Source organism: Aeromonas sobria, assembly GCF_000820145.1.
GTDB lineage: Bacteria > Pseudomonadota > Gammaproteobacteria > Enterobacterales > Aeromonadaceae > Aeromonas > Aeromonas sobria.
Map to the genome: position 1 here is coordinate 40,136 of NZ_CDBW01000039.1, position 21,538 is coordinate 61,673.

18 protein-coding genes and 1 riboswitch are annotated in these 21,538 nt (G+C 55.2%); of the genes, 9 read left to right on the forward strand and 9 right to left on the reverse strand.

Annotated elements, in window-relative coordinates:
• Positions 1–24 precede the first annotated feature (24 nt).
• From menD to BN1135_RS17055, 6 genes are all read left to right on the forward strand, one after another.
• Positions 25–1,773, forward strand: coding sequence for a 2-succinyl-5-enolpyruvyl-6-hydroxy-3-cyclohexene-1-carboxylic-acid synthase (gene menD / locus BN1135_RS17030; RefSeq protein WP_042023079.1), 1,749 nt, complete (start codon positions 25–27; stop codon positions 1,771–1,773).
• Positions 1,733–2,530, forward strand: a complete 798-nt coding sequence (gene menH, locus BN1135_RS17035; protein WP_042023080.1) for a 2-succinyl-6-hydroxy-2,4-cyclohexadiene-1-carboxylate synthase — start codon at positions 1,733–1,735, stop codon at positions 2,528–2,530. The genes menD and menH overlap by 41 nt, the downstream gene beginning before the upstream one ends.
• 98 nt (positions 2,531–2,628) lie before the next feature.
• Positions 2,629–3,489, forward strand: a complete 861-nt coding sequence (gene menB, locus BN1135_RS17040) for a 1,4-dihydroxy-2-naphthoyl-CoA synthase (protein WP_042023155.1) — start codon at positions 2,629–2,631, stop codon at positions 3,487–3,489.
• A complete protein-coding gene (gene menC, locus BN1135_RS17045; RefSeq protein ID WP_042023081.1) occupies positions 3,489–4,418 on the forward strand; it encodes an o-succinylbenzoate synthase in 930 nt (309 codons plus the stop codon). Before menB ends, menC begins: the two co-directional genes overlap by 1 nt.
• Positions 4,411–5,814, forward strand: coding sequence for an AMP-binding protein (locus BN1135_RS17050; RefSeq protein ID WP_042023082.1), 1,404 nt, complete (start codon positions 4,411–4,413; stop codon positions 5,812–5,814). Before menC ends, BN1135_RS17050 begins: the two co-directional genes overlap by 8 nt.
• 300 nt (positions 5,815–6,114) lie before the next feature.
• The gene (locus tag BN1135_RS17055) at positions 6,115–7,353 is read left to right on the forward strand and encodes a winged helix-turn-helix domain-containing protein (protein WP_042023083.1); all 1,239 of its coding nucleotides are present in this window, start codon (positions 6,115–6,117) and stop codon (positions 7,351–7,353) included.
• A gap of 1 nt (position 7,354) precedes the next feature.
• On the opposite strand, the gene BN1135_RS17060 is transcribed toward BN1135_RS17055, so the two are convergent.
• The 6 genes from BN1135_RS17060 to BN1135_RS17085 form a co-directional block, all read right to left on the reverse strand.
• The gene (locus tag BN1135_RS17060) at positions 7,355–7,906 is read right to left on the reverse strand and encodes a fimbrial protein (RefSeq protein ID WP_042023084.1); all 552 of its coding nucleotides are present in this window, start codon (positions 7,904–7,906) and stop codon (positions 7,355–7,357) included.
• Positions 7,907–7,916: 10 nt separating this feature from the next.
• Entirely contained in the window at positions 7,917–8,945 is a 1,029-nt protein-coding gene (locus BN1135_RS17065; RefSeq protein ID WP_042023085.1) for a fimbrial protein, read from the reverse strand.
• A gap of 4 nt (positions 8,946–8,949) precedes the next feature.
• On the reverse strand, positions 8,950–9,681 hold the full coding sequence (locus BN1135_RS17070) for a fimbrial biogenesis chaperone (RefSeq protein WP_042023086.1): 732 nt from the start codon (positions 9,679–9,681) through the stop codon (positions 8,950–8,952).
• Positions 9,682–9,691: 10 nt separating this feature from the next.
• Positions 9,692–12,226 carry a fimbria/pilus outer membrane usher protein gene (locus tag BN1135_RS17075; RefSeq protein WP_042023088.1) on the reverse strand — a complete coding sequence of 845 codons (2,535 nt, stop codon included), beginning with the start codon at positions 12,224–12,226 and terminating at the stop codon, positions 9,692–9,694.
• 68 nt (positions 12,227–12,294) lie between these two features.
• On the reverse strand, positions 12,295–12,696 hold the full coding sequence (locus tag BN1135_RS17080; RefSeq protein WP_042023090.1) for a hypothetical protein: 402 nt from the start codon (positions 12,694–12,696) through the stop codon (positions 12,295–12,297).
• 85 nt (positions 12,697–12,781) lie between these two features.
• A complete protein-coding gene (locus BN1135_RS17085) occupies positions 12,782–13,333 on the reverse strand; it encodes a fimbrial protein (protein WP_042023091.1) in 552 nt (183 codons plus the stop codon).
• 803 nt (positions 13,334–14,136) lie between these two features.
• Positions 14,137–14,223: riboswitch (cyclic di-GMP riboswitch) on the forward strand.
• A 91-nt stretch (positions 14,224–14,314) separates the two neighbouring features.
• On the opposite strand from BN1135_RS17085, the gene BN1135_RS17090 reads away from it, so the two are divergent.
• The 3 genes from BN1135_RS17090 (at position 14,315) to BN1135_RS17100 (ending at position 18,965) form a co-directional block, all read left to right on the forward strand.
• A complete protein-coding gene (locus BN1135_RS17090; protein ID WP_042023092.1) occupies positions 14,315–14,632 on the forward strand; it encodes a hypothetical protein in 318 nt (105 codons plus the stop codon).
• A gap of 469 nt (positions 14,633–15,101) precedes the next feature.
• Positions 15,102–17,861: a collagenase gene (locus BN1135_RS17095; protein WP_042023094.1), complete on the forward strand. Its 2,760-nt coding sequence runs from the start codon at positions 15,102–15,104 to the stop codon at positions 17,859–17,861.
• 186 nt (positions 17,862–18,047) lie between these two features.
• Entirely contained in the window at positions 18,048–18,965 is a 918-nt protein-coding gene (locus tag BN1135_RS17100) for a SanA/YdcF family protein (RefSeq protein ID WP_042023096.1), read from the forward strand.
• 105 nt (positions 18,966–19,070) lie between these two features.
• Here BN1135_RS17100 and BN1135_RS17105 read toward each other — a convergent pair whose 3' ends face one another.
• The 3 genes from BN1135_RS17105 to BN1135_RS17115 form a co-directional block, all read right to left on the reverse strand.
• Positions 19,071–19,685, reverse strand: coding sequence for a superoxide dismutase (locus tag BN1135_RS17105; RefSeq protein ID WP_042023098.1), 615 nt, complete (start codon positions 19,683–19,685; stop codon positions 19,071–19,073).
• A gap of 17 nt (positions 19,686–19,702) precedes the next feature.
• The gene (locus BN1135_RS17110; protein WP_082186825.1) at positions 19,703–20,182 is read right to left on the reverse strand and encodes a tetratricopeptide repeat protein; all 480 of its coding nucleotides are present in this window, start codon (positions 20,180–20,182) and stop codon (positions 19,703–19,705) included.
• Between the two features lie 160 nt (positions 20,183–20,342).
• The gene (locus tag BN1135_RS17115; RefSeq protein WP_042023100.1) at positions 20,343–21,359 is read right to left on the reverse strand and encodes a chemotaxis protein CheV; all 1,017 of its coding nucleotides are present in this window, start codon (positions 21,357–21,359) and stop codon (positions 20,343–20,345) included.
• Between the last annotated feature and the right edge of the window lie 179 nt (positions 21,360–21,538).

Genomic DNA, 21,538 nt, shown 5'->3' on the forward strand with positions numbered 1-21,538 from the left:
CCTTTTCAACCCGCGAGAGCCCCTATGCCCACCCGTAAAGAGCCTGCCAGCGAAGAGTTTGCCTGCCCCCCGTTTTCGAGCCAGCACGCCACCTTCAACCACGTCTGGTCTTCCCTCTTGCTGGAGGAGCTCTTTCGCCTCGGAGTACGCGACATCGCGCTGGCCCCCGGCTCCCGCTCCGCGCCGCTGACCATGGCGGCGGCGGCCCATCAGGGCTTTCGCCGTCACCTGCACTTTGACGAGCGCGGTCTCGGCTTTATGGCGCTGGGGCTGGCCAAGGGGAGCAACCGGCCGGTGGCGGTGATCATGACCTCCGGCACCGCGGTAGCCAACCTCTGGCCTGCCGTGGCAGAGGCCCAGCTCACCGGCGTGCCGCTGATTATTCTCTCCGCCGATCGCCCTCACGAGCTTATCGACAACGGCGCCAATCAGGCGATCGACCAGCAGGGGATCTTCGGCCGCTACCCCGTCTATCAGCAGAACTTGCCGAGCCCCACCCCGACCATTCCGGCCGCCTTCGTGCTGAGCTCGGTGGATCCGGCGCTGGCCAAACAGGCGCTCACTCCCGGGGTGGTGCACTTCAACTGCATGTACCCAGAGCCCCTCTACCCGGGCGAGCACTATCAGGATTTCTCCGACTATCTGGCCCCCCTCGGCGACTGGCTCGGCTCGCACAGGCCATGGAGCCCGTGGCTCGCGATCGAACCGACCTGCCCGCCGCAACCCGAGTGGCGCGAGTGGCAGCACAAGCGCGGGGTGATTGTGGCTGGCCGGATCACGGATCCCGAACAGGCACAGGCGGTCGCCACGCTGGCGGAGCAACTCGGCTGGCCGCTGCTGGCGGATCTGCAGAGCCAGATCCGCTTCGATAGTCGCAACCTCATCCACATGGATCTGGCGCTCAACGACCCTGAATTCGTCGCCGAGCTGGGCCGCGCCGAGGTGCTGCTGCAATTTGGCGCGCGGCTTATCTCCAAGCGGCTTGGCCAGTTCATCAAACACCATTCATGGCAGGATTACTGGCTGGTGGACCCGCAACCGGCGCGGCTCGATCCCGACTACCGGCTGCGCAACCGGCTGCTCTGCAGCGCCAGCGCCTTTGCTGCGGCCCATCCGGTCACCACCGCTCAAGCCCCCTGGCACCGGCTGGCCGAGCTGCAACACAACGCCAGCCAGCAGATCGCCGCCGCCTGCGAGGGTTTCTCGGAGCTCGGGGTCTGCCATCGACTCAACCGCCTGATCGAAGGGCAACTGTTTGTCGGCAACAGCATGCCGGCCCGACTGATGGATATGCTCGGTGAAACGGGCAAGGGGCCGAGCCGGGTGATGACCAACCGCGGCGCCTCCGGCATCGATGGCCTCATCGCCACCGCCTACGGGTTTGCCCAATCGAGCGACCAGCCAACGACCCTGCTGCTTGGCGATCTCAGCGCCCTGCACGATCTCAACAGCCTCGCCCTGCTTGGCAAGGCGAGCCGACCGCTGGTGGTGATCCTGCTCAACAACGATGGCGGCAGCATCTTCCGTATGTTGCCGGTACCCACCGAAGGGGAGCTGCTGGAGAGCTACTACCGGCTGCCCCACGGGCTCGGTTTTGAACATGCCGCCGCCATGTTTGGCCTCGCTTATCGCGCACCGACCACCCTGCCCGAGTTCGAGCACGATTACCGCGCCGCCCTCAAACATGGCGTTACCTTGATCGAGATCCGGGTACCGAGCGAGCAGGTAGCCGATGATCTCAAGGCGCTGGGGGCCGCTATCCGTGGCAAATAAATATGCCAATGTGCCGCTGGTGCTGCTGCACGGCCTGCTGGGGGATAGTGGCGACTGGCAACCGGTGATCGACCAACTGCCTGCCATCCACTGCATTGCCCTCGATCTGCCGGGTCACGGCCAGCATAGCAATCTCAACGTCAGCGACTTTGAGCAGAGCCACCAGTGGCTGGTTGCCGAACTGGCCAGCTGTAATATTCAACGCTATCTGCTGGCGGGTTACTCGCTGGGGGGGCGACTGGCCCTCTATCACGCCAGCCGCGAGCCCGCCGGGCTGCAGGGGCTGCTGCTGGAGAACTGCCACCCGGGGCTACCGGCCAGTGAACGGGCCGCCCGCATCCAGCACGATGAACTGTGGGCGCAGCGCTTCGAGCGCGAGCAACTCGCCTCGGTGCTCGGCGACTGGTACCGGCAAGGGGTGTTTGCCGATCTCGACGAAGCGGCTCGGGCCCGCCAGATCGCCAAACGCCTTGGCAATGATGGCTGCGCCATCGCCACCATGCTGCGCGCCACCTCGCTCGGCCAGCAGCCGGATCTCGCCCCCTGGCTAATGCAGTGCCAGCTGCCGGTCACCTATGTGAGTGGCAAGCGGGATCACAAATTCCATCAGCTAGCTTGCCAGCTGGCGAACCAACATCGCAAAATCAACCACTTGGTGCTGGATGGCGGCCATAATCTGCACGCCCATCAGCCTGATAACTTTGCCCGACTCCTCGCGGAGTGGGTCAACCAACAAGAAGAGACGAGTCATGATTGAAGCAATGACGGAAGCGGAACTGTACGCACCCGTTCCGCATGCCGAAATTGCTCAACTGTGTGCTCAACTGTGCTCTCCCAGATCAGAAGGAAAAAACCATGATTGAGGCAATGACGGAAGCTGAACTGTACGCTCCTGTTGAATGGCAGGATTGCTCCGCCGGTTACGAGGACATCCTCTATCACAAGTCCGACGATGGCATTGCCAAGATCACCATCAACCGTCCACAGGTTCGCAACGCCTTCCGTCCCCGCACCGTCAAAGAGATGCTGCAGGCACTGGCCGATGCCCGTTATGACGACCATATCGGCACCATCATCCTGACCGGTTTTGGCGAGAAAGCCTTCTGCGCCGGCGGCGACCAGAAGATCCGTGGTGACTACGGTGGCTACCGCGATGACGAGGGGACTCACCACCTCAACGTGCTCGACTTCCAGCGCGACATCCGCACCTGCCCGAAGCCGGTGGTTGCCATGGTAGCCGGTTACGCGGTCGGTGGCGGCCACGTGCTGCACATGATGTGTGACCTGACCATCGCCGCCGACAACGCCCAGTTTGGCCAGACCGGTCCGAAAGTGGGCTCCTTCGACGGCGGTTGGGGTGCTTCCTACATGGCCCGCATCGTCGGCCAGAAGAAAGCCCGCGAAATCTGGTTCCTCTGCCGCATGTACGATGCCCAGCAAGCCCTCGACATGGGTCTGGTCAACACTGTCGTGCCATTGGCCGAACTGGAGCGTGAAACCGTGCGCTGGTGCCGCGAAATGCTGCAAAACAGCCCGATGGCGCTGCGCTGCCTGAAAGCCGCCCTCAACGCTGACTGTGATGGTCAGGCGGGCTTGCAGGAGCTGGCGGGCAATGCCACCATGCTGTTCTACATGACCGAAGAGGGTCAGGAAGGCCGCAACGCCTTCAACGAAAAGCGTCGCCCCGACTTCTCCAAATACAAGCGGAACCCCTGATGACACTAGCCCTGTATCGCTATCAACTGCCTTTTACCCAGCCACTGACCTTTCACGGCAAGGTGGAGGTGGCGCGAGAGGGGCTATTGGTGCGCATCAACGACGGCTGGGGGGAGATTGCCCCCCTGCCCGGCTTCTCGAAAGAGAGCCTGCAACAGGCAGAGGCAGAAGCCCTTGCCACGCTGGCGGCCCTGGCCGCCGGCGACACTCCGAACCCCGTGCTGCCGTCGGTGCAATTTGGCCTCGACTGCGCGCGCCGGAAATGGCCCGAGCAGCGCAACCCGCTGCCGGAGCCCTATCCCCTCATTCAAGGCTCCCCCCAGGAGCTGCTGCGCAACTGGAAAGCCTGGCTGCACCGCACCCCCAACAAGGCCAAGCTGAAGGTGGCGCGCTACCCGATGCGTGACGAGCTGGCGCTGATCCGCCTGCTGTGCGATCGCCTCCCTTCCCTCAAGTTGGTACTGGATGCCAACCAGGGTTGGACCCGCGAGGAGGCGTGGACCTTCTGCGGCCATCTCGATCCGAATCGCATCGAGTATCTGGAAGACCCCTGTGCCGATTTTGCCGACATCGCCTTTGTCGCCAACCGCACCGGCATGCCGGTGGCGCTGGACGAGCTGCTGGCGCAAGGCAAGCCGTGGGAGCCGATCCCGCAACTGCGCGCACTGGTGCTCAAACCCACCCTGCTCGGTTCGCTGGCCAACTGCGAAGCGCTGATCGCCCGCGCCCACGAACTGCGGCTCAAGGTGATCATCTCCTCCTGCTTCGAATCGGATCTGGGCCTGAACCAGCTCTTTCATCTGGCAGGCGAGTGGGCACCGGAACAGGCGCCGGGGCTGGATACCCGCCGCTGGATGGCAGGCAATCTGCTGGGGGAAGATGGCAAACCGGACCTGAGCCAACTGGAGCAACTGTATTACCGTGATTGACCCCTCCTGCTCATCCGAACAAACGCCTTGCCCGGTACGCCACCGGGCAATCACCACCCCGGACCGCATTGCCATCCACGCCGCCTCCCCCCTCAGTTACCGCCAGCTCGATGCCCGCCTCAACAGCCTGTGCCAACAGCTGGAACGTGCCGGGATGCACCGTGGCGATCATCTGGCGGCGGTGGTGCGCGGGGCGCAGGAAGATGTGCTGCTGGCGTGGGCCTGCGTGCGCAGCGGCGTGGTGTTCTGCCCGCTCAACCCCGCCTTCCCCATTGAAAAGCAGCATGAGCTGGCGGTGCAACTCGATGCAGGTGCCTTCTGGTCAGCAGGGGAGATCCCGGCAGGCAACTGGCAACCCTTGCAGCTCGACTTCACCTGCGAGCTGCCAGCAAGCGAGGAAACCTGGCCGCTGGCATCGACCCAGCTCAACAACATGATCCTCACCTCCGGCTCCAGCGGCACGCCGAAAGCTGTGGTGCATCGCCTCTGCAACCACCTTGCCTCGGCGCGCGGCTCTGCCACCCTCATTCCCCTCGATGAGGCCTGCGGTTGGCTACTCTCCCTGCCGCTGTTCCATGTCGGCGGCTACGCCATCCTGTTTCGGGTCTTTTTGGCAGGCGCTACCCTGGTGCTGGATCAGCGTGAACGGCCCCTCAAGGAGCGGCTGGAGTGCCAGCCCATCACTCACTTGTCCCTAGTGCCGACCCAGCTCTGGCGCCTGCTGGCAGAGGGTTTTGACCCCGCTCGCACCTGCCTGCGCGAACTGCTGCTCGGTGGCGCCGCCATCCCGCAACCGCTGGTGAGTCGCCTCTGCGCCATGGGGCTCGAACCCAAGGTGAGCTATGGCCTCTCCGAGATGGGTAGTCAGGTCTGCACCGCGGTACCCGGCGATGCGGGTGTAGTCGGCCTGCCGCTGCCGGGACGGGAGGTGTGCATCAGAGAGCAGGAGATCTGCGTGCGTGGCACCACCCTGTTTGCCGGTTACTACCGAGATGGCGGGCTGGATCTGCCCCTCGATGGCGAGGGCTGGTTTCATACCCGCGACAAGGGGCGGTTCACTGCGGCAGGGGAACTGCTGGTGGAGGGGCGACTCGACAACCTCTTCATCTCGGGGGGCGAAAACATCCAGCCCGAGACCATAGAGCAGCGACTGGTGGATCATCCCGCCGTCGCCCAGGCGCTGGTGGTGCCGGTGCCGAGCGACGAGTGGGGGCAGCGCCCCGCCGCCTTTATCGACTGGCACGGCGAGCCGGTTCCCTACCCCGAGCTGGCAGCCTGGATCCGCAGCGCGCTACCCGGCTTTATGGTGCCCGACCAGTGGCTCCCCTGGCCCGATCTCGGCGGCAATCTCAAGCCACAACGAAAACAATATCAGCAATCTATCTTCGCCCCTTAAGCCCCCATGCGACAACTTTCGACACCACAGGGTCACATTACATCCAGGTTCTTCAAAGGAACCCCCTGAATGGCTTGAAATCGAGACGTTGTGCCACATTAATGGGACACAGCGATAACTGCGCCCTCTTTTTTGCTTATTTTTTAAACAAACGTAATAACCTAAAACGTCATTGATATGGTCACGTATTTAAACATAGAAATAACTATATGATAAACAAGGACATTGTTTATTTATCATAATTTGAACAATGCCAACATGGTGGTAAAATGCACTCCTTGGTAGTTAGGTGAGTCACAGATGAGCAACAAAATCTATAAAATTGCAGAGGATATTTTTTTCTCCGCTGCAATATTCAGGCTCTCAAAGGGAGATAAGGACATCAAGCTCAGCAATAAGGAAGCTGAGCTACTCGAAATGCTGTGTGATGAAGCAGGACGTGTCATTGCAAGAAATACGTTACAAGATGCGTTATGGCCAAATCAGGATAATATGGAGACCAATCTCAATCGCCAGATCCTCTCCCTGAGAAGAAAGCTTGAGTCATTTGGTTTACTGGATGCGATAGATACAATCCCAAGGGTAGGGTACATGTTTTGTGCCCCGACAGAGCTTGCCGGGGAAGAAAGTGGCGAACTGGTTGATGTCACTGCAGATCCGGTAGAAGTAACCGCCTCATTGCCACAAGCAAGACGGCAATATTCCCGCAGAAAATATGACCGCTATTTTAACTCTAAACGCATCATGTTATTCATGCTGTTGGCTATATCTATCGTCACAGCGGTCGTATTTATTTATAACTACAGTCATAGTAATACTCTGAGGGCAATAAATCTCAGTCATGTCTCCCTATATATGACAAGTGATACCGAGAGCACTTTTAATATAAAGATTGACACATTGAAGCCACTTACCCAGAGGATACCTCGTTATGGGGATGAGAATGTATCAATTCTTATTGGAACAGAAGCGATCAGCTACTTCACAATTGACAATAAAAACAGAACGTTATCTGAAAATGTTTTTCTACTTCGCGCCAACCATCCAGTTGCAGAAGAACTGCAATGTGTGATGGCAACCATAGCACTGCAAGGAAAGAGTGTTACTCATAACTATTATAATAATCCCAATACCACAGTTAGATATCATACCAGTTGTCAAGCACCGGATAATTGGGTTGAAATAACCAGAAAAAGTAAAATTATTGTTACCACGAACAAAGAAATTGTAGTGGCTACTGTTATTGCAACAGACCACTTGGGGCAAACTTTGTTTGATCTGGACTCGGTGGGGAATATAGAACGAGATCAAAATGATATTTCGGTAGAAGTAAAAAACACCATAGTCAACTTTATTGATCAAAAATCATTAATCAATAATAGTATGGTGGCCACTCTTGTTGCCGCACTGACCCCCCCCAAACAAAAATCAGTATTCATTCAACTGCCTGGCGGGATATATCTATCAAGCTATATGGGAGGCGTTATCTCTTGGCCAGGCCGGAAGAATTTAAATGTGGTTCAACAAAATAACCACTAGTTTATTCATAGGACACGATAAAATTAGCCACGGCAGTGTAATCGCCTGGTTTAATATTTTTTGCGGCTATTGCATCCGGGTGCCCCGCTACTCTTGCAGAAAACTGCAGCTCATTTTCACTAGAACCACCCAGAATATAACCACGGGAAGGGGAGCCCAAGTCCAGCGGAGCCTGGCTGACATCATATAGCCTGATACCGGCCCCCCTGGCTGAGCCTGCAGAAAAGGCCAAGCCACCCTTGATCTGCTGATCAGCGGCACCAGTAAAAGTTACCTTTGCCATACGGAAAATACCTGGCTTGCAGTTGGTCAGCCTGATGGTGAAAGGCACTTGAGCACTGGTCCCCAAAGCGTAAAGCTCTCTCACATCAACCACTCCCATATCGACAGACTGAGCAGCCGATCCGGGTGATACCACACACGGCTGGTCAATAATTCGGCCATGCAGCTGGACTTTATTTCCTAGCAGTTCCAGATCTTCACCAACGCGAGTGACATCTGCGGCCACCAACCCTGGAAAAAGTATCAATCCAATCCACAATGTTCGCAACATATGCTCATCCTCACTGAAATTCAGCAACGATCGTTGCAGTTGCATAAAAATCACCCGCTGGAATATCTGCCCCAGCTAGTGATACGGGTGCAGCGATAAAGCCCCAATCCCCTATGTTGCCCTGCATCGAGACAGGATAAAATTTATTAATCTGCAACTGCGAGCCATCAAGCTGCTTAAACTTAATCCCTAGATCATTAATAACCTGCCCACCTTGATAACCATCTTTTGTCGTCCGTAAATAATCACTGCTAAATGAAGCAGGCCGACCGGACACAGCCAAATTTACTTTTAACGCGTCACCTTCAAATGCGCCGCCTTCGCATCGAAAAGTCAATGGAAGTGTTTTTTCATGATTATTTCCATCCAATCCGCTGCCCGGCAGATCGCCAAATTCTACCTCTATAGTTTGCCCACCATTAATCACACACTTTTCCGGAACATAAAGAATGGCGGAGGTAATAGTAATGCGAGACATTGGCAAACCGTTGAAGTCACTGACGGTAGAACCTAATCGGCCAAACATCTCAACAACCTGTCGATCAGATATTTGAACCCCATTAATGATTTTCTTCCTGACGCGAAAGGTCACTCTACCCCGGCTACCACTTTCGAAGTTACTGATCCTGGTTTCCCCCCCCTTATTACAACGATAATTTGATAACTTATTATCCTCATTAGGGAATGGCGCGGCGACATATTCCTTTTTATTACCAGCAATCCAGATCTCAACCTTCATATCCAGAAAATCATTCAGTTTTACAAATTTATCCGCCAACTGAATTAAGCCATCACTCATGGTTGATTTGTAAAAAACCGAGGACGGTGGGATAGTTTTATTTGGGCAAGTCACAATACCTGAGTACTGCCCCCCCAAATTCCATGTGAACGCATTGGTGATAAACCCAGGCTTATTCTGGATGTCTGCTTTATCAAGCGAGATAGAATAGTCATGAGTAGGGTTAGGTGTCACATAGCCATTTGCCAGCACGATACTGGAAAATAATATAGAACTGACACAAAAAGCAGAACGCAACATAGTGTTACTCACTCTTGATAGCTTTACAGGAATTTCCTGCGCACTGATATTTGACATCCATATATCCGCCGTAATCATTGACATAGCTGATAATAAATTCATTACCCAGTGCTTCTGGAACATTGACGTTCAGCTCTGACTTGGGTGCAACCATAAAGGCCGAGAAGCCCTTGATGGCACTCTTCTCCTTCCCTTTGGGATGAGCAAGCCCGACATAGGTGATGAAATAGGGCGTCGGGTTATTGAGCTTGAGGGCTGCCCCCTGTTTAGTGATGGTCACCTGATCCTGCCAGACGGCTCCCCGCTCCGGCAGAATGGCTTCGGGGCGATAGAAGAGCTTGATCTTGGACTGTACCGCGATCTGCATTACGTTGCTCTTCTCGCTCTTGGGCGGGATTTCGCGCAAATTGAAGTAATAAATAGACTCGCGATCCTTTGGCAAGCTTTCAATTGCTGGCACAGATGCAATTCTGACAATCGACTTCTGGTTAGCATCTACCCGCTGTACCGGTGGCAGCACCACGAACGGTGAAGAGATCTTCTGCCCCTGGGTATCTTCAATCCAGGCCTGTGCCAAATAGGGCAGTTTCTGGTTCTCGTTTTTGATATTCAGACTGATAGATTTGGCACCACCGGGATAAACGGCTCGGGTGCGATCCAGCACGATGGCAGCGCTGGCGTTGAGAGAGGTCATGCCCAGAACGGCCAGACAGGTATAAGAGAGTAGCTTTTTCATCGGTATCCCATTACTTGCAAGTGAGAGTCTTCATCGACAGATCTGTTACTTCACGCGGCGCCACAATCTTGCAATGACGGGAACCGCCCCATGAAAGTTCAAACGATTCATCCGGCTTTACCCCAGTCAAATAGATCAGGCCATCCTCATCCACGACAGAGAGAACACGTCCAGAATCCTTGATAACAGTGGCGCCGAATGGAGGATTGGAGCCATCAGGCAGCCTGACAGTAGCCAGCATCTTGAACCCTTGAGCGATCTCGAATGGGTTATAACCAATCGCACCTTCGGTCAGGGTACCTTGTTTGATCGCATTAATTGCATCAATATCATCTTCCAGCTGATCCACATCTATGCGGGTATCGCTCTTGCGATAGTCCGTCATATCGCTAATAACCGCGACACCAAATCTGTTTGTCACGGCACGGCCATTGTTGAAAGAAACGCCAGAGACCTTATCTGTATCCACCATCATCCGTGTACCACCCCGTCGAGTCGCCTGATGCAACGCGGCGCCATGTTCGGTCGCCGTCAATCCGCCCCGCATGCTGGCACCTAACGAGGTGTATTCACTCTGTACGCTGTAGGCATTGAGGCTGACCGCACCAATATCGCTGTTATGGTTGTAATAACCCCGAGCAACGCCATGACCATTGCTTTGCACACCCGCCCCCAGCTGATAGGTATCATCTGGGCTGCTGTAATCCTGATAGGTCGCTAAATGAGTGACCTTGCCATTGGAGGATTGCACGCTATATCCCGCACTTTTTCTGTCTCCAATTGGCATGCTGACCGTCAGCATGACACTTCTGTCATCCTCATAATTTTCAGTCTTGGTTTTGTAAGCAGAGAGATAAAGCGATATATCCTTGAATGTGCCGATATTGACACTCTTGTTGATGGATAATCCGTAACGATCTTCTGCTTCGTGATCCCAATAAGTCCTGTGGGTGTAATCAAGATAAATGGTTAATGCCTTGGCAGCATCATCGGCCCAAAAGGTTTTATTGGCCGTAATGGTATACAGCTCTTTATCTCCCCAAGTGTTGTAATCATCATTTGAAGCTGTCTCATTTTTCTCCAACCGATCTTTGTTATTCAAAAACTGTGACATGGTCATAAAATCATGCTGAGAAAAACGGTAACCAGCAAACGTAATCGAGCTGTTATATTCATCGAACTGCTTTGCATAGTTCAAGCGAAATGACTGACCAATCTTGGTCGGAAGCCCTGGTAATTTTGCAATGGACTGAGTCAAGTCGGCAGAAATAGCACCGAATGCATACAAGTCGCGCCCGATACCCAATCCCATGGAGTTATATTCACCAGCAATAAGAGTGCCACCATACAGTGACCATGAGTTGGCAACCCCCCACGAAAAATCACCCGTCACAAATCCGGGTCCGTGCACATCATGAGCCGAATCACCCAGTTCAGAAGGAGCACCAACCGAGAGGTTATATCTGACATATCCCGGACGAGTTAGATAAGGAACCGTAGCGGTATCCACCTGAAAAGAGCTGACACTGCCATCCTGCTCTTCTACCCGTACATCAAGGCGACCACGCACCGAGCTGTCCAGTCCCTGTATACGGAACGGACCTGCAGGCACGTTGGTTTCATAAATCACTCGACCAGACTGGGAAACAGTCACCTTGGCGTTGGTCTTGGCAATACCGCTCACTTCAGGAGCATAGCCTTGCAGACTGGGGGGCAGCATGCGTTCATCATTGGCCAAATTGACCCCGGTGTAGCGGAAGCCATCAATCAACTGGGAGTTGAGCTGCTGTTCACCGACTGTCAATTTGGCTGCCATTGCTGACAACGGACGATAGGCGTAAATACGGTTCAGCTCCGCGGAAGTCCGTTCGTCATCACCCCAATAAGAGTTGGCCTGATAATCACCACGCATGCGCCAAGGACCATAGTTTACCCCCAGCGTACCGTAACTACTGATGTTGCTATTGGAGTAGCCACTCCCCTCATTGACTTGGGCGTTGATATTGTAATCAAGCATAAGACCCGTGATCCCATCATCCCACTGCTCCGGCGGGATCCAGTTCGGATCACTGTATTTCATCCATGCTTGCGGCACGGCAATCCGAAGCAAGCCATTGCCGATATCATTGGAGATCACCACCCCATCCAGCGCAAGAAGGTTGGCGCACTGGCCCTGATGCCAGGTATCAATTTTGGCAATGGCCTCATCGGTCAGCGCCAGCTTGGGGATCACTGCAGGTGGCAGACACGCCACGCCACCCTTTCCCTTGCCTGTTTCGGTTTCGTAGAAAGGGAGCTTCTGCAGGGGAAGCTTGTTTTTGTTGACCTCGATCTCGAGGTAATAGTCTCCGGGAAGGATATACCCTTCGTCAGCAAACTGGGACAGATCGATCTTGGTTCGCTCATCCAGGTCAAGCGCATCGATATTAAACTCCGTATCTGCCCATGCGTAATCTGCCACAGCCAACAGGCATGGTACGCATAGCATAAAAGCCATTTTTGAATAATGTTTCTTTCTAGCAGAGTCTGATATTGAAACGCTCATATATTCACTCAAGGGATATCATAACGGTCTCACATAATGAGGTATCTACACTAAGCAATTCTATTTACTTACATATAACTGAGTTCGAATAATGCTGTACTGTCTGGGTAATAAACCTTGCGACCATGCAGACCCAATTTAAACTCCATATCGCTGTTCACAATGTCTGACATGATAAAATTAGCACCCGAGACATTCTGATATTGCCCATTCTCGATAATGCCAAGTTCATCCATCATTGGACCGCGTACAGACATGGAAATAAAAGGAAGTGATGCACTTGCGGACCCAGGTATGTGGCAGCCACTTAGTTTCAGAGAGCCATGATATGGTTGTTGCAAAGGGATGTTTTGCTGTACATCCAAAGTGCATGCTGACTCAGCCAACCCGTCAGTGATTTCATTGGCATAAACGGCTCCCGCCATCAGCGCCATCGGCAGTACGGCCGCTACCATAAATACGCTTTTCATGAGCCATATCCGCAGTGAAGAAAAGATATGTGAAGTTGTGGTGACTGACGCCACCACAACCCTTGTCACACGTTAAGGCAGACTATTACTCGTAGGAGAGAGTAAAGTTGGTCACTGCAGTGAACGCGCCAGCTTTCAGCGGGTTGGCGGTCTGATCGGCGTAACCTTTCAGTACGGCGCTGAACGGCAGCTCGTTGTCACCGTTTACCAAGCCAAAAGCCGCGGTCGGTTCACCCAGAACGATAGCTGCGCCAGTACCTGGTGCAGTCATCTTGATACCAGCACCAGCAGCTTGGCCACCACCGATAACCAGCAGGCTAGGCTCTACAGGATCCTTGATGCCACTAAAGGTTACTTTTACAGCGTCTTCATCAGGGGTGATTTCACAGTTCAACAGCTTGATGCTGAACGGCTGGGAGTTGGACTCCCCACCTTTAACCAGTTCTTTGGTGGTGATCTGGCCCATTTCAACAACCTGGTTAACAGACTCGGAAGCAACAGAGCAAGGAGCATTGATAATTTCACCGTTGAAAGTGACTTTACCGGAACCGGAACCGGCACCGCCAGCAGCAACCGCTGAGCCGCACAGCAGCATGGAACCAACACCCATAGCAACCAGAATATTATTAGCTTTCATTCGTTTATACCTACATTAACGTGTGTTTTACTCCATCATTCAATCCATGCTGGAGTCACAGCCTGATATAATGAAGCGAGATGTCACGCAGTCACTTTTTCGTGGAAAACTCTTTTCATCAAGCCAATGAAAATAACTATCCCATGAAGATCAACATGCGAATAACTTTTGTTTTAAAGCAAAGATTCAACATCGATTCTGGAGTAGTTCCCGCCACCCCAGCATCTCTAACGCGGCTGATTTACATCCCTGTAATGCGTGCTAGAAATCATGCATTCATCTTTGCTTGGCGAACAAATTAACGACACATTTGATACACATCAAATACATTTTGATTTTTATAAATTTTTTTATAAACACATAAAAATCAGCAGCTTATGAAATAAAGCTGACATATTAAAATAATAGAAAACCATCAGGAATGACATAAAGACATCCGTGACACCTTATGTCATCACATGCGAGTAATAACGCCACCTGCTTTTTGCACAAGAGCAACATAAAGGACTATCTCTATCGACTCAGAATGGTGGTTTTTATCATGCCAGGCAATCAGGCAATCAGGCAATTAAATCATTGTAGAATGGTCTATACACAAATGGACTGCTGCTATATTCGACCTTTAGCATAGGCATCAAGAATAAACAAAAGTGATATAAATCAAGTCTCGCCAGTAATGTTCACAGCCAAAAATTGAGGCCACAAATATATAGAAGTTATTAATTACGCAGACTGACCGTAATCCATCTCTCATGATTTTTATGTCGATTGATTTCTCAAAGTGGAGTGTTATCATCTAAACATAGAGTAAAGGGCAAACCGGTCGAAAGGTCGGGACGCAAAGCCACCGGTCTAAGGGTTTTGATACCTAAGACAGCGGAGCTGCCATCTGAGAAGAGTTATGTCATTGCCAATTTATGGCATTACTCTTTGATTGCGTTGCCCTTTTCGTACAACACCTGTGACGAAAAGGACATAGATATGAAAGCTCAACACACCGCCTCCCGTTTAGTCCGTAAAACAGTTCTCTCTGTATGCACTACCTTGCTGCTTGGCACCTCTTTGTTGCCATCCACCGCTTCTGCTGCTGATGGCTCAGTGACGTTCACTGGCGCTATCTACGAATCTCCATGTGATTTTTCCGACAGCAGCGTGACCTGCTATTCAGGCATCAACAAGCAGACCATGCCCTTGGCTCACTTGCAGCAAGCCGGCCAAATCAGCTCAATTAGCAGCACTATCAGCTACAAAGTGGCAAACGCCAGCAACATGGCGATCGTGACCGTTAGCTATCTCTGATGCTTCATCTGTAGTTTCGCTGGCATTGGCGCGAAACAGATGAACAGGTGGTGTTGAAAAAGCTCTTATCAGGTCGCCTGTGCTACCCATACCGGCGGCCTATACCAGCTCACCCCAGTCATCACGACCAAAATAACTTCATCTCTGATTGGGTAAGATGCCCTCGCCGGTTCAGCTGATGCTGTTTAAGCCCTTGGGACATCCCGCTTTTCTCTTACCATTTGCTGCATATCTCGTATTGATGAAATGAGATCGGACACGCACTTTACACAACGAACTGCTTCCTGAATAAAGTCGCATGTGAGCCCTCACTACGGCACCAGGAGGTCAGAATCCGCAAGCATACAAATCAACGCCATCTCATTGATTTATATGTCATTTAAAAAACCGTTGATATCCCTTTGGAACCCTGTAGATTGCCTTGCGATTACTCGCAAGACAATACACAAACAACAACAAAGGGATAAAAATGAACCGTTCGGGTACCGGGTGGCTGCTGCTGGCAGGCCCCCTGCTTTTGGCTACATCCTCGGCGCAAGCCAACTACTCCCCCAATGACTGGCGACAGTATCAGCTGACTGGCGAATCGAGCCGGCAACTGGCCGCTCGCATCACCGAAATCACCTACGAACTCAAGGCTCGCAGCAGCAACACGCCCTATCAGCAGCTTCGGGTCTACCGCCGCTTCGACTGGCAGAGCAGCGATCTCGGCGCACTGGCCGAACAGCAGTGTGGCGAGCCGCAGCTCAAGGTGGATGCGGGCTGGCAGATCCGCTTCGTTCGCTGTGAAGATCGGATTCCGGCGGGCAAGCTCATACCCGCCAGCAGTTATGACTTCGGTTACGGCCTCAAGCAGGGTCGCTGGGAGCAGCTGGCAGGCACGCCGACCGCCCAGCGGCAGGATCGTCTGCCGCTGCCGCAAGCCATCATCTTGGGTCAGAGTGAAAGGGTGCTGGATCGCTGCGAACTCAACGCGCAAGGCCGCTGCGCCGAGTCTGAGTGGCACTATCAGCCGCAGGATTGGCAGCAGTTGCAGGTACTTGAAGAGACCCCCAGCGAGCGGGATGGCCGGCTGGAGCAGATCTTCTTCCGTCTGCAGCCGATTGCAGGCAGCCAGGCTGCCGCTCAGGTAAGCGAGATCCACGTCTGGCGTCGCTATCAGTGGCAGCTGGATCAACTGACCCCGCAGCAGGAGTGTGATGAGCCGCAGGAGCGCAAGGAGGGGAGCAACACCATCCGCTATCGCATCTGCCGTCAGGTGATCCCCGCAGGCAGCGAGGTTCAGGTAACGCTGCAAGATAGCGGCTACCAATACCCGGTCGCAGGCGTTGAGTGGCAACCCCTGCCAGAGAGCAAAGAGTGGCAGGAGAGCCGGGTGCTCAATCGCCCCATAGTGCTGGCCAGCAAGGAGGAGCAACTGGAGTGCCGCCGCGCCAACGGTCGCCTCTGCTCCGAGCCCGAGCAGCCCGATGTGGATCTGCTCGATAGCGATGCGGCTAAACTGGTGGCTGACGTGAGCGGCCAGAACAGTCCTGCCTGGCAGGCGGATTACGGCCACGATGACGCCAAGCTGATGGCGGTGGTGCGCGGCATGCGAGCCCTGCTGGCGGCCAACCAGCCGACCCATCCGGCAATGGACAAGCTGCTCTACTATGTGCGCGCCCACAACTACCACGGCGGCGTTGGCAAAGAGAGTGATCAGGTCGCCCGGGCACTGGCCGGAGTGATGATTGATCTGCTCAACCACCCCCTGCTGCTGGGAGCCGAACCGCAGGATCAGGCAGGTACAGTGCTGGAAGCCTGGAGCGTGGCGGCGCAGGGACAACTTGGACAAGCCGCCTTCCGTCAGAGTGCCGCCCCAATGCTGGCCCAGCTCAACCAGGCGCTTAACTATGCGGTGCAACATGCGGCGCAAATCAATGGCCACAAACCCTGGGCCGATGGTCTGTTCGAGCTGCTCAATCTGGTCGATCAGAGCGCCTCTTACGGCCAGCAGGCAGACTTCAGTGCGGCGGTGCTGCAACAGGAGGCGGCATTGCGCCAGAGCCTGCTGCAACTGGGCCTGAGCGAACTGGCCCTCTGGAAACAGCGCGACGGCTCACGGGATCTGTTTATCTTCAACAACATCCTCGATGCCCATAGCCGTCTCTACCAGATGATGCTCTACCTCCATCACACCAGCCCGGATAAGGCGATCGCCTATCGCCAGCAGCTGGATCGCGATGTCATCACCATCATGCGCCAGCAGGGGCTGGTCCCGGGTGGCCAACATCCGGCAGCCATGTTGGAAGAGGTCTCCCTGACCCTCTCCAGCTATTACCTGACCTACACAGATCGCACCAGCGAAGCCTGCGTCAGCGGCGAGTTCGCCGGGCTCTGCACCCCGATCCGCATGGAAGATATTCTGTCGTTCGAACACACCTGCTCGCCCACCCTGCGTCTGCGCGCCCAGGATCTGACCCAGGCTCAGGCCGAAGGGATCTGCCGTGAGCTGGGTGACGAAGAGCAGCGCTTCCACCAGCAGATGGAAACTGGCGAGCAACCGGTGGTCGATGATCACAACGAGGCGCTGGAGCTGGTGATCTTCAACTCCTCTGCCGACTGGGGCCGCTACGGCAGCGCGCTGTTTGGCGTCTCCACCGACAATGGCGGCATCTATATCGAGGGGGATCCAGCTCGCCCCGGCAATCAGGCGCGCTTCTTCGCCTATGAGGCGGAGTGGAAGCGCCCTGCCTTCCAGGTGTGGAACCTGCGCCACGAGTACGTTCACTATCTGGATGGCCGCTTCAACCAGTACGGCAGCTTCGGCCACTATCCGCTCAACCGCACCACCTGGTGGTCAGAGGGGATTGCAGAGTACATCGCCCACGGCCAGTGCTTTGCCCGGGGTCTGGATAACGTGGCAAACCGCCCCGCCAACCAGCGCCCGACACTGGCGGCGATCCTCCACCTCGATTACGAGCAGGGAGGGGAGATGGTCTACTCCTGGTCCTATACCGTGCACCGCTTCCTTAACGACACCGGTCGCGGCGCCAGCTGGCTGACGCTGGCACAGGCGCTGCGCAATCCGGATCAAAAGCAGGCGATGAGCGACTTTGAAGGGGAGCTGGACCGGCTGATCGCCAACGACAGCGATGCCTATCAGGCGTGGCTGAGCCGGGATCTGTTGCCATGGTGGCAAGCCAACAAGGAGTCTGACATCTGCAAGGGCAATGATTCGGCCCACTGAACCATCATAACGACGCGAGGGGCAGCCACGGCTGCTCCTCTTTTTCCCGACGTATTAGCCAGCTCATCTGATGCGGCAACCTCTGCCCGAAAGAGCGGTACCCACTCATCAAGCCTGACGCCGGCGGCCGAGTTGTAATAGAATGGCGATAGCCACTCCTCACCTCAGATCCTGACCGCACCGCGCATGAAGAAGTTTGCCAAAATCCTCCTCGCCTGCCTTGTTTTGCTGCTGGCACTGATTGCTTCGCTGCTGGCCTATAGCGAGTGGATCGTCTCGGATGCCCGTCACTACACCTACGATCAGGTGGAGCAGGTGCCCTACAACCGGGTTGCGGTGGTGCTGGGCACCTCCAAATATCTCTCCGGTGGCGGCCCCAACCACTACTTCAAATACCGCATCAAGGCGGCGGCCGAGCTCTACAACGATGCCAAGGTGGACTTCATTATCGTATCCGGTGACAACGCCACCGTGCAGTACAACGAGCCGCGCCAGATGCGGCGAGCCCTGATCAAAGCGGGCATTCCCGCCTCTGCCATCTATATGGATTTTGCCGGATTCCGCACCCTCGACTCTGTAGTGCGAGCCAAAGAAGTATTCGGTCAGGATCGTTTTACCGTGGTCTCTCAGGGCTTTCATAACGAACGCGCCATTTTTATCGCCCGTCATTTTGGTATCGACGCGGTCGGCTTCAATGCCGAGGACCCCAGTGCTTATCAGGGGATCCGCACCCGGGTACGGGAAGTCTTTGCCCGCCTGATGGGGCTGCTCGACCTCTATGTTCTGGACAAGGGACCCAAGTTTCTCGGGGAGCCGGTGCCCATCGGTCTGCCGGTGCCTTGTAAATCTCTGAGCACCATCGGCAGCCTGCAACCCTGCCTCAAACAGCCCAAACCGGCCGTGGCTGAGATCAAGCCAACTGCTGTACCCGCAGCAGTTGCAGTCACTGAACCGGTCACACCGGCAGTATCAGCAACGGCAGCGCCTGAACAGGTCACGCCCGTCAAACCAGTAATTGAAGCCGCCGCCAAGCCCCCCACTGCGACTTTGCCAACATTGCCGGTGGAGCCCTCCGCCGCCAGCGCCAGCGTGCCCGCCCAATAACAAGACAAACGACCCGCCAGTTGGCGGGTCGTTTGGTATTGCATGCACTGCCGATTGCGGCTGCGCTCTTGTACCGCTCAATACCACATCTCTATTACGGCCAGATCAGCCTCGCGCAGCCTGATAGCGACGAGCCACCTCGGTCCAATCTACCACCTGATAGAAAGCCGCGATGTAATCCGGACGTTTGTTCTGGTACTTGAGGTAGTAGGCATGCTCCCACACATCCAGCCCCAGGATCGGGGTATGGCCATGCATCAGGGGGCTATCCTGATTGGCACTGCTCTCCACCTGCAATCTGCCTGCCTTGTCCACCACCAACCAGGCCCAGCCGCTGCCAAAGCGACTCAGGGCTGCCTGAGTGAAGGCCTGCTTGAAGGCATCGAAGCCACCCAACTCCCGCTCGATGGCCAGAGCCAGTTCGCCACTCGGCTCACCGCCACCCTGCGGGCTCATTACCAGCCAGAACAGGGAGTGGTTGGCATGGCCGCCGCCGTGATTACGCACCGCCCCCTGCTGCGTGGCTGGCAGGGTAGCGAAGCGGCGCAGCAGCTCATCAACCGGCAGTTCGGCCAGCTCCGGCGTACCTTCCAGCGAGGCGTTGAGGTTGTTGATATAGGTCTGGTGATGACGGCTGTGGTGGATCTCCATGGTCAGGGCATCGATATGGGGTTCCAGTGCGTCATAGGCATAGTTCAGGGCTGGCAAGGTATGGCTCATGATTACCTCTGGTCGGATTAATGGAGTCGGGATGAAGATTCGCTCTGGCACAGACATTGGCCAAGCGAGCAGATGATCGCGGCATTGCTGCCGTGGCGCTGAACGAACGTCAGCAACTCGGCACGAGTAGTGCGGGTGTGGCGCAAGGCCGCCTCCCGCAAACGGGGTGAGGTCGCGGGGGAGTGACAGGTTGCCAGCAGGCAGTCGTGGACATAGCAGAGCTGGTCGGCAGCGCGATCGGGCAGGGTCATGGCTACCAGCAGATCCGCCAGATTGTGATGGGCGACCACCAGTGCCGCCACCGCCTCATCGGCATCGTGCCACCGGGCCAGTTGCTGGCGTGCCAGCCAGAGCGCTTGCTGATAATGGGCCAGCGCCTGATGGTATTCGCCACAGTCAAACAGCCGGTTGCCCTCTCTGGTCTGCTGTTTCCAGTGAGTCATGCTGCTGCCACCTTCGGTCGACTCGACCCACCCTTTCACCCAGGTTGCTGTCATATCCGCCACGCCAATAAATGATAATAATTATCATTACATGACTTGTATCCGGGAAACAAGAGAGAATCACATCACGGCACGCGGCCAAAACAGAACGGCCACTCCCTGGCAGGGAGTGGCCGTTTGATCCGCCCGATCAGTAAATGGCCAGAATGGCTGGTCAGATATTGTTGGCAGGGGAAGGAGGGGCAATCCCCAGCAACATATGATCCATCATCCCTACCATGCGGCCAATCTCAGGCTTGGTAATGGTATCGTTGGCACCCAGTTGCAGCGCCTTCTGACGGTTATCATCGCTCATCAGGGAGGAGAACATCACGATGGGCATCTCCTTGTAGGAGGGGGTATCCCGCAGCCGTTTGAGCAGATGCATACCGTCCATCCGCGGCATCTCCACATCGGTGATCACCGCGTTGACGAAGCCAGACACCGGCATCCTCTCCTCCTGGGCCAGACGGTCGAAATCCGTCAGCATCTCCAACCCCTCCCCCCCATCCTTGGCCGTTATCACGTTGAAGCCAGCGGTACGCAGGGTGGTCTCGATCATCTTGCGGATAAAGGCCGAGTCGTCCACTACCAGAATGGTCTTGCCCTGACGCAGTGCCATCATGCGATCGTCGATGAGCACCTTGCGATCCTGGGTAACGTCGTACTTCTCCATGCTGAGCTCGGGATTGATGTCGGCGATGATCTTCTCGAAATCGAGGATCATAATGAGGTTGCCATCGCGCCTGACCACCGCCACCACGCAGTCGTTCTCCCCCGCCTCCAGAAACTGGCTGGGGGACTCCACATCCTCCCAGGAGACCCGGTGAATCCTGCTGACGCTGTCGATAAGGAAGCCGTTGGCCATCTTGTTGAAGTCGGTGACGATCACCACCTTGTGGCTGGGATCCGGGTTGGTCTTGATACCAAGCCAACCCGCCAGATCCACCAGCGGGATCAGGCGCTCCCGCAGGGAGAACACCCCCACCATATGGCGCTGGGCATTGGGGTAATCGGTGGTATCCGGCACCCGGATCACCTCGCGCACCTTGGCGACGTTGATCCCGTAATAGGCGGTCTTTTCACGCCCGTCCGGTAACTGCTTCTTGAGGTGAAACTCAATGATCTCGAGCTCGTTGGTGCCACTCTCGGTCAGGATGGATTTACGCTCTTCCCCGTCTTTGGACATCATGGTGACTCTCATTCTGGTTGCGCGGGCAGCACACCGCTGCGGTTTTCTCTCAGTATAGGAATGGATCCGCCTAGACCGGAGAGATCCGCACAACTTAGCCTTGATAGCTACTTGATCCCGCGAGCAAAAAGGAACGTAACAGCGATGGAGAGTACAAAGATGCGATGGTGAAGGTCACC